At 64.2% G+C, this 7,930-nt stretch carries 9 protein-coding genes; 2 read left to right on the top strand and 7 right to left on the bottom strand.

Going from position 1 to position 7,930, the window contains the following annotated elements; translation table 11 throughout:
• Window positions 1-63 precede the first annotated feature (63 nt).
• On the bottom strand, window positions 64-1,002 hold the full coding sequence (locus tag FNL14_RS22130) for a hypothetical protein (protein ID WP_142064740.1): 939 nt from the start codon (window positions 1,000-1,002) through the stop codon (window positions 64-66).
• Window positions 1,003-1,130: 128 nt separating this feature from the next.
• Complete coding sequence (locus FNL14_RS22125; RefSeq protein WP_255470962.1) at window positions 1,131-1,787, bottom strand: TrmH family RNA methyltransferase; 657 nt, start codon at window positions 1,785-1,787, stop codon at window positions 1,131-1,133.
• A gap of 72 nt (window positions 1,788-1,859) precedes the next feature.
• Between FNL14_RS22125 and FNL14_RS22120 the strand changes: the two genes are divergently transcribed.
• Complete coding sequence (locus FNL14_RS22120; RefSeq protein ID WP_091421066.1) at window positions 1,860-2,690, top strand: HAD-IIA family hydrolase; 831 nt, start codon at window positions 1,860-1,862, stop codon at window positions 2,688-2,690.
• A gap of 2 nt (window positions 2,691-2,692) precedes the next feature.
• Here the strand turns inward: FNL14_RS22120 and FNL14_RS22115 are convergent, their stop codons facing one another.
• The 4 genes from FNL14_RS22115 to pyrE form a co-directional block, all read right to left on the bottom strand.
• Window positions 2,693-3,733, bottom strand: a complete 1,041-nt coding sequence (locus FNL14_RS22115; RefSeq protein WP_142064737.1) for an alpha/beta fold hydrolase — start codon at window positions 3,731-3,733, stop codon at window positions 2,693-2,695.
• Between the two features lie 83 nt (window positions 3,734-3,816).
• Window positions 3,817-4,470, bottom strand: coding sequence for a hypothetical protein (locus FNL14_RS22110; RefSeq protein ID WP_091421061.1), 654 nt, complete (start codon window positions 4,468-4,470; stop codon window positions 3,817-3,819).
• Window positions 4,471-4,555: 85 nt separating this feature from the next.
• Window positions 4,556-5,323 (bottom strand): GAF and ANTAR domain-containing protein, encoded by a 768-nt coding sequence (locus FNL14_RS22105; protein ID WP_091421059.1) that lies wholly within the window; start codon window positions 5,321-5,323, stop codon window positions 4,556-4,558.
• A gap of 113 nt (window positions 5,324-5,436) precedes the next feature.
• Complete coding sequence (gene pyrE, locus FNL14_RS22100) at window positions 5,437-6,021, bottom strand: orotate phosphoribosyltransferase (RefSeq protein ID WP_142064734.1); 585 nt, start codon at window positions 6,019-6,021, stop codon at window positions 5,437-5,439.
• A gap of 74 nt (window positions 6,022-6,095) precedes the next feature.
• Between pyrE and nadE the strand changes: the two genes are divergently transcribed.
• Window positions 6,096-6,950, top strand: coding sequence for an ammonia-dependent NAD(+) synthetase (gene nadE, locus FNL14_RS22095; RefSeq protein WP_142064731.1), 855 nt, complete (start codon window positions 6,096-6,098; stop codon window positions 6,948-6,950).
• A gap of 78 nt (window positions 6,951-7,028) precedes the next feature.
• Here the strand turns inward: nadE and FNL14_RS22090 are convergent, their stop codons facing one another.
• Complete coding sequence (locus tag FNL14_RS22090; protein ID WP_142064728.1) at window positions 7,029-7,823, bottom strand: IclR family transcriptional regulator; 795 nt, start codon at window positions 7,821-7,823, stop codon at window positions 7,029-7,031.
• Between the last annotated feature and the right edge of the window lie 107 nt (window positions 7,824-7,930).

Genomic DNA, 7,930 nt, shown 5'->3' with positions numbered 1-7,930 from the left:
CCCGCCTCCCATGCCCCCAGCCGAGTTGGCACTTAACGGCAATCGCGGGGCCCGCCATTGCCGTTATCTGTCATTTCGGCTCCAGCCCCGGCTTTGCAAGGCCCGCCTGACCTTGGATACAACGGCGGGATGCTCGCCTTCGAGGTGCTGCTTCCCAATCCGGACTTCCAACCAGCCCTGCGAGGCAGTCATGTCCTGCCGCCGGATATCCCTGAGGTGCTGCTCCGCCCCCGCATGGTGTTCGCCGTCGTACTGGAGTGCAATCCTCCATTGTGGGTAGGCCGCATCCGGCCAAAGGACAGCAACTCCACGCCGGTCGAACAGCACGTGGTTCAGAACCGGCTCCGGCAGTCCGGCACCAACGAGCAGCAGGCGCATCTGGGTCTCGGGTGCAGAATCCGATCCCACTCGAATCAGGTCAAATGCCTCTCGCGCACTGCGAACGCCCCTCATCCCGGGATGCCGACTGATGATGCCGCGCAACTCCTCCATGCTGCAGATAGCCTCCTTGGGGCGTGGGAACGGGGATCCATGGGAGCAGACGAAATAGTCACCCACCGCCACCAGTTCTGCGACATTCAGCACAGAAGCCAAGTCCAGCCAGGTCCGCGCAGGTGAGGTGAGCCGGACGCCGTCGTACTCCATCACCTCTTCCGGGAGGAAGGTCAACAGGTGCCCTACGACGTTGGCACGACGCGGGAAGCTGAAACCGCGGCGCCGGGCGAGGTGGATCCGCCAGTCACCGCTCCATCGGGCTGACAAGGGAGCGCCCCAAATGTGCGCAGCCGACAAGGACGCCAGGATGGACGTGTCGTCGAGGTCAGTGTAGGCCCGCAATGCCAGCGATCCCGTGGCTCCAGACTTGGCCGGGACGCGGATTCCGCGTGAAACAGTTACCAGGTCCTTCGCCGCGGTGCGCGTACGTGTGACCCCGGCTTTGTCGGAGGCCCGGAGGGAAAAGGAACCGTTGGTCAGGTGGTCTGGAAGGGCGGCCCTGCGCATCCCTCATTGTCGTCCGGGAGGATTGGCGGGAAGGAGTTATCCACAGCTCGGGTGCCAAGGACGCAGCGAGATGGCATTTAACGGCAATCCCCGGCGCCGGCATTGCCGTTAAGTGTCATCTCGCGAAGCTAGACGTGCTGGTTGAAGACGTGCCGGCGGACCCAGGCGTGCATGGCGATCGCGGCAGCGGAGGCCGCGTTGATGGACCGGGTGGAGCCGAACTGTTCGATGGACAGCGTGGCGACGGCGGCTTCGTGCACTTCGGGGGTGAGGCCGGGGCCTTCCTGCCCGAACACCAGGACGCAATCCCTGGGCAGTTCGTAGGTTTCCAGCGGTACCGAGTCGGGGAAGATGTCGATTCCGATGATGGCCAGCCCCTCCCCGTCCGCCCACGCCACGAAGTCCTCAACAGTGGGGTGGTGGCGGACGTGCTGATAGCGGTCGGTGACCATGGCGCCGCGCCGGTTCCACCGCCGTCGGCCGATGATGTGCACCTCTTTGGCGAGGAACGCGTTGGCGGTGCGCACCACTGTGCCGATGTTGAGGTCGTGCTGCCAGTTTTCGATGGCGACATGGAAGCTGTGGCGGCGGGAGTCCAGTTCCGCCACGATCGCCTCGTGCTTCCAGTAGCGGTACTTGTCCAGCACGTTCCGCCGGTCACCGTCCGCGAGGAGATCGGGGTCCCAGTGGTCGCCGTCGGGCAGTTCGCCTTCCCACGGCCCGACGCCGACCTCCGCCTTTTCGGGCGCGGCTTCCGCCGGCTCGGGCTGGGGTTGGGACGTCATACCGGGGGTTTGGTTCACCCCTCAACACTAGACTGGACCTTTCGGGCTTTCATCACGGGTGAAGAGGTAGGCATGGCAGAAGCGGACAAGGTTGCAGGCAATCCGGCGGTGTACCGCAGTGGCCAGGAGATCGAGTGCTGGCTCACGGACATGGACGGGGTGCTGGTCCACGAGAACCAGGCGGTGCCGGGCGCCGCGGAACTCATCCAGCGGTGGGTGGACACGTCCAAGCGCTTCCTGGTGCTCACCAACAACTCAATTTTCACCCCGCGCGACCTGGCTGCGAGGTTGAAGGCTTCGGGGCTCGAGGTTCCGGAAGAGAACATCTGGACCTCCGCTTTGGCCACCGCCCAGTTCCTCAAGGACCAGGTGGAAGGTTCAGGATCCGGCAACCGCGCCTACACCATCGGCGAGGCAGGGCTGACGACGGCGCTGCACGAGGCTGGATTCATCCTCACCGACCAGGATCCGGACTTTGTGGTGCTGGGCGAGACGCGCACGTATTCCTTTGAAGCCATCACCACGGCCATCCGCCTGATCCTTGCCGGGGCCCGTTTCATTGCCACGAACCCGGACGCCACCGGCCCGTCCAAGGACGGGCCCCTGCCGGCCACCGGAGCGATAGCAGCACTGATCACCAAAGCCACGGACCGGGAGCCTTATATTGTGGGCAAGCCCAACCCGATGATGTTCCGCTCGGCGATGAACCAGATCGACGCGCACTCGGAAACCACCGCCATGATCGGTGACCGGATGGACACGGACATCATCGCCGGCATGGAAGCCGGGCTGCACACGGTCCTGGTGCTCACCGGCATCACGCAGCGTGAGGACATTGGCGCCTACCCGTTCCGGCCCAACCAGGTGCTGAACTCTGTGGCGGACCTGAAGAACCAGGTCTAGGCCTAGAAGACACTCACGCGGGATCCGCCCCGGGGCAGCGGAAAGTTTTCGTCCAGCAGCTGTTGGAGCAGCGGCCGGTAGATGTTCGGGTTCCAGCCCGGACTGGCATGGGCCGGAGCAGCACCCACGGTCTGCAAATCACTGGACACCATGTTCGCCTTGAACGCCACCGCCCAGGACTCAACCGCCGTCTGGTAGCGGACGGTGCGGTCTCGCGGGTTTCCGATGTAGGCCATCTTGGCGTGGCCCAGCTTGTCCACGAACCGCAGGCCGTCGAAATGATAGATATAAGCGGACTCGGACTGGATGAGCAGGTTGGACGGGGCGATCGGGGACAGCTGTTCGAGCGTCTGGTCAAGGATCTGGCGCCAGGTGCGTTCGTCCTTGTGGATGACCCGCTCGCCCAGTTCGTACCCGCCCCGCACCGTGGACGGGAACCGGATGCCGCGCTCATACAGGAACACGACGCCGTCGAACCAGCTCTGGTCCAGCACGTCATGCTTGCTGTAGGGACTGGAGTCCAGGACGATGAACTCCACCTCCACTCCGTGGATTTCGAGCAGCCGGGCAGCCACCTGTGTTGCCACCATCCCGCCGAAGCTGTGCCCGTAGAAGTACAGTTTGGTCAGCTTCTGCGCGCGGACGTACTCGATGACGGCGATGACCAGTTCGTCGATGTCCAGCCCCTGGTTTGAATAGCCGACGGCGGCCAGCCGGGCGCGCTTGTCCAGCGCACCGCGGAGGGAGTTCAGGATCCACTGAGCCTCCTCCCAGCTGGTTTTGTAGCCGGGAAACAGGAACCAGCTGGCGTCCGGGTAGTAGGCGTCGGCGAAGTCGTCCGTAACCGCGATGATCCTGTTGGAACGGCGCTGTGACTGCACCTCCCGGGTGAGGATCATGTCGGCGGCGAGTACGCCGGAAGCACTTGCCCCGGTCAGGAACGCGCGGCGTGAAAACTGTTTGAGGGCAGCGGCTTCCGCCAGCAGCCGGGCTCCGGAAGCCCCCCGCTTGTCCTGCGGACCTGTGTCCCCCTCGTACGGCACACCCCTACCGTAGGCACAACGGAAGACGCCGCCGCAAGAAGGCGGCGGTAACCATTCAGTGACGCCTGGTCACCCGCAGCAATTCAGCTGGCCGCCTGGCCTTCCGCCAGCGGGAAAGGGCTGGCGGTGTCCTGCTGGCGCCGCGTGATCTCCCGGCCAATGTCCTCGTACCGGGCCATCAGGTCCGAGCCGGCGAAAGCCCCGGGGTTGTCCAGCAGGCCGAAGAGTGTGTCGCTGGCCAGCAAAAGTTCCTCATCCGAATACTCCTGCAGCGCCCGGCCGCCCCACGCCCCGAGCCCTGCGAGTTCCAGGGACTGCCCCTCATCAAGGCCGCGCGTGGCTGCCGCCGATCCGAGAGGGTCAAGTTCAGGCAAGGAATCAGCTTCTGCAAAGGCGAGAACCGAAAGGGCGTCCGTAACCGTCAGCAGTGCTTCATCCGGGAACTCGTCGCCGGAAGGCGAAAGGTCCAGCGATACGCCGGCGCCGTGGATTCCCATCAGGGTGCTGGCATCGATGGCGTTGAGTTCATGCCGAAGGCCAGCAAGTGCGGAAGACTCTACGAGCACAGCCCGTGAAAGCTCAACGAGAATATGCGAACGGATCCCCATGCGCCGGATACGCCGGACGATCTGGACGAGGCTGGGGCGGGAATCCTGGTTGAGGCTACCCTGGACATCGATGCGGACAACGTCGGCAGGGACATCTAGATTGACGAGGGCATTAAGGGTCTGGTCCATAGGTACTCCAAAAAAGGGTGTCTATGGCCGACGGCTCAACCTCGGTAAGCGTAACCTCCAGCGGGAGTCCGGCACAAGCCGCCCGCTACGCTGATTGATCCGCCTGCAGCTGTCCAGGTTCCTGGAAGTGGGTGCGCGTTCCAGCTCCCCCTACCGAATCCACAAGGGATTTGGCGATGTCCCGCAGCTTGGTGTTGCTGTTGCTGGACGCCTCCGTGAGGATACTCACCGCAGCCTCCTGGCTGCACCTGTTCTGCGCCATAACGATGCCTATGGCAATGTCGATGATGGTCCGGGACTGAAGCGTGGCCCGGAGATTGGCCGCACTGTCCGTGTGAAGCGAGAACCGCACAGCCAGCCGGAGCGCTTGCGAAATTTCCCGGGTGAAGCCCCGGGCCTTGGCGGTGGCGCGCTCATCAAACTTGCGCGGGACGTCGGAATAGAGATTCAGTGCCGCCTTGGCGTCGCCCTGGAGGTTGAACGGCAGGGACAATACCGACCGCAGCCCGTGCGAGGCTACGGCACTTGCGTAATCCGGTCCCCACCGGTTCTCCTCGAACAGGTCAGGTACATGGACTTCGCGTTCCTCTTTTGCCGCAGTAAGGCAGGGCCCTTGCGACAGGGAATACTGGATCTCGTCCACTTCCCGGGCAGAGTCGCTGCTCCAGCCGATCGTGGCGGCTTTCCGGTCCCGCAACAGGGTAATGCCGCAGAGGGCGTCCTCGCCGCCGCCGGCCACTTGATGTGCCGAAAACCGGGCAAGTTCATTCATGAAGTCCTCGAAGTCGGCACTCTCCAGGATCAGGTTCTGGACCTGCTCGGTGGCGCTCAAGGGATGTTCAGGGGGGACCATAGTGCACGTTCTCTGTACGGAATAAGGGGGATAAGGCAAATCATAAAGGACTCCCGCCCCGGATCCAACACGCTGCCCGGGCCGCACAGTCCCGGGCAGCAGTGGAAACAGGGCTATGAAAGGCCGAGTTCGTCCTTGCCGAAGGCGAACAGGTAAGGCACTCCGGTCTCGGCTTCAATCTTTTCCTTGGCCCCGGTATCCCGGTCCACGATCACCGCAACGGCCACCACATTGCCACCGGCTTTCCGGACGCCTTCCACTGCAGTCAGCGCCGAGCCGCCGGTTGTGGAGGTATCCTCCAGGACCAGCACCTTGCGGCCCTCCACCGAGGGACCCTCCACCTGCCGGCCCATGCCGTAGGACTTCTGGGCTTTGCGGACCACAAACGCGTCAACGCTCCGGCCGGCGTCACGGGCCGCATGCATCACTGCCGTCCCTACGGGGTCGGCTCCCATGGTGAGCCCGCCGGCGCACTCAAAGTCGATGCCGGCGTCGTCCGCCAGCGCGAGCATCACCTGACCCACCAGCTTCGAGGCTTCATGGTGCAGGGTGATGCGGCGCAAGTCGATGTAGTAGTCGGCTTCCGCTCCACTGGACAGGATCACCTTGCCGCGGACCACGGCAAGTTCCTTGATCAGTTCCAGCAGGCGGGCGCGGGCGGCTGCAGTGTCTACTGCAGTATCACTGGGGGAAGTCATGGTCTCCAGTTTAGTGTGGGCGTGCCGGTGTGGATGCTTGAGCGCTGTTGACACTGCTGGCTAGGCTGGACCACATGCGCGAACTCCAGGCCAGGATCATTGAGGAAATGGGCGTACAGCCCCGGATCGACCCCGCCGGGGAGGTGCGCAAACGCGTCACTTTCCTGAAGGAATACCTTCAAGCCACCCACACCAAAGGCTTTGTCCTGGGCATTTCCGGCGGCCTGGACTCCTCGCTGGCCGGCAGGCTGGCCCAGCTTGCGGTCGAGGAGCTAGAGGCAGAAGGCGCGGACGCGAACTTTGTGGCCGTGCGCCTGCCGTACGGCGTTCAGCATGACGAGGAGGACGCCCAGGCTGCGCTGGACTTCATCCAGCCCAAAACGGAGTGGACGTTTAACATCTCAGCGGCTGTGGACGGCTTCGAGGACGAGTTCGAAAAGACCGTGGGCTCTGAGATCTCCGATTTCCACAAGGGGAACACCAAGGCCCGCACCCGCATGATTGCCCAGTATGCGCTCGCCGGGGAACACAACTACCTGGTCATCGGCACCGACCATGGCGCCGAATCCGTCACCGGTTTCTTCACCAAATATGGCGACGGCGGCGCAGACATCCTGCCGCTGTTTGGCCTGAACAAGCGGCAGAACCGCGCCCTGCTGGCCGAGCTGGGCGCCCCGGCGCGGGTGTGGGAAAAGGTGCCCACTGCGGACCTGCTCGATGACAGACCTGGCCGCACCGACGAGGACGAGCTGGGCCTGAGCTACGACCAGATCGACGATTACCTGGAAGGCCGGGACGTCCCGGAATCCGTGGCGGAGTCGATCGAAACGAAATACCTGCGCACGCGGCACAAGCGCACCGTCCCCGTCACCATTTTTGACACCTGGTGGAAGGGCGAAGGCCCCGAGGAGCCCCGCGCAGGGCTGTAGCCCTGAGGAAAAACGACGGCGCGCCGCCCCCGGAAGGGGTAGCGCGCCGTCGTCATTCCCTGGCAAAGCCGGGGAGGTTCAGCGGGCCCGGACACCTTTCCCCTCCGCCCCCAGCTGTTGGGTGATGCGGTGGGCCTCGGCCATCAGGAGGCTGCCCAGCTCCTCCTGCCGCTCCGGTTTGAACCGGGGTTCGATGCCTGTGAGTGACAGTGCCCAGGCGGGCCGGCCGGACTGGTCGAACACCGCGGCGCCCATCCCCCAGCTGCCCTCCAGCACCAGCCCTGGATTCACCGAGTAGCCATTAAGCCTGGTGCGCTCGAGGTTGGTCCGGACAAGTTCCTCCGGGTGGCCCACCGCGAAGGTCCCGGCATGCGCTGCCCAATCACGCAGCAGTTCCTCCTGCTCGGCCTCCGGCAGGAAGGCCAGGATCGCCGTGCCCGCCGAGGCCACGCCCAGCGGGAACCGGACACCCTCGTGCAGCACAAATGACCGCACCGGAAAGCTCCCCTCCTCCCGCAACAGGCATACCGTCTCAGAGCCGCGGCGAATGGAGAAGAAGGCGCTCTCGCCGGTTGCCTCGGCCAGCCGCCGGAGGCTCGGGCGGGCTACCTCCTCCAGGGGGAAGCGGGCCGACGCCACAGACCCCATCAGGAAAATCTCCGGACCCAGCACCCAGTTGCCGCTGCCGGGGTCGTGGTCCAGCAGGCCCTCGGACGCCAGCGAGGACAACAGCCGGTGGACCGTGGGCCGGGTAAGGCCGGATTCGATCACCAGGGCGGCCAACGGCATGCCGTCCGCGTTGCGTCCGATGAGACGCAACAAGCCCGCAACACGGCTGACCACCTGAGCTCCCGGAACTGGGGAATTACTCACTTTTCACCTTTTTCTATCCATAATATGGACACGAGCTACCTTACCGTCCACAGTGTAGAAACGGGCATTCATACCGAACTTTCGATGCCTTGACAGCCCTCCCAACC

Origin of the sequence: Pseudarthrobacter sp. B4EP4b (assembly GCF_006680095.1) — a bacterium.
GTDB lineage: Bacteria > Actinomycetota > Actinomycetes > Actinomycetales > Micrococcaceae > Arthrobacter.
Note: the sequence above shows the minus strand (reverse complement) of the source record. Positions and strands in the feature narration are given on the sequence as shown.

Excerpts from the sequence above, each read along its gene's own strand:
- FNL14_RS22130 (WP_142064740.1), bottom strand. The coding sequence starts at position 1,002 with ATGCGCAGGGCCGCCCTTCCAGACCACCTGACCAACGGTTCCTTTTCC.
- FNL14_RS22125 (WP_255470962.1), bottom strand. The coding sequence starts at position 1,787 with ATGACGTCCCAACCCCAGCCCGAGCCGGCGGAAGCCGCGCCCGAAAAG.
- FNL14_RS22120 (WP_091421066.1), top strand. The coding sequence starts at position 1,860 with ATGGCAGAAGCGGACAAGGTTGCAGGCAATCCGGCGGTGTACCGCAGT.
- FNL14_RS22110 (WP_091421061.1), bottom strand. The coding sequence starts at position 4,470 with ATGGACCAGACCCTTAATGCCCTCGTCAATCTAGATGTCCCTGCCGAC.
- FNL14_RS22105 (WP_091421059.1), bottom strand. The coding sequence starts at position 5,323 with ATGGTCCCCCCTGAACATCCCTTGAGCGCCACCGAGCAGGTCCAGAAC.
- pyrE (WP_142064734.1), bottom strand. The coding sequence starts at position 6,021 with ATGACTTCCCCCAGTGATACTGCAGTAGACACTGCAGCCGCCCGCGCC.
- nadE (WP_142064731.1), top strand. The coding sequence starts at position 6,096 with ATGCGCGAACTCCAGGCCAGGATCATTGAGGAAATGGGCGTACAGCCC.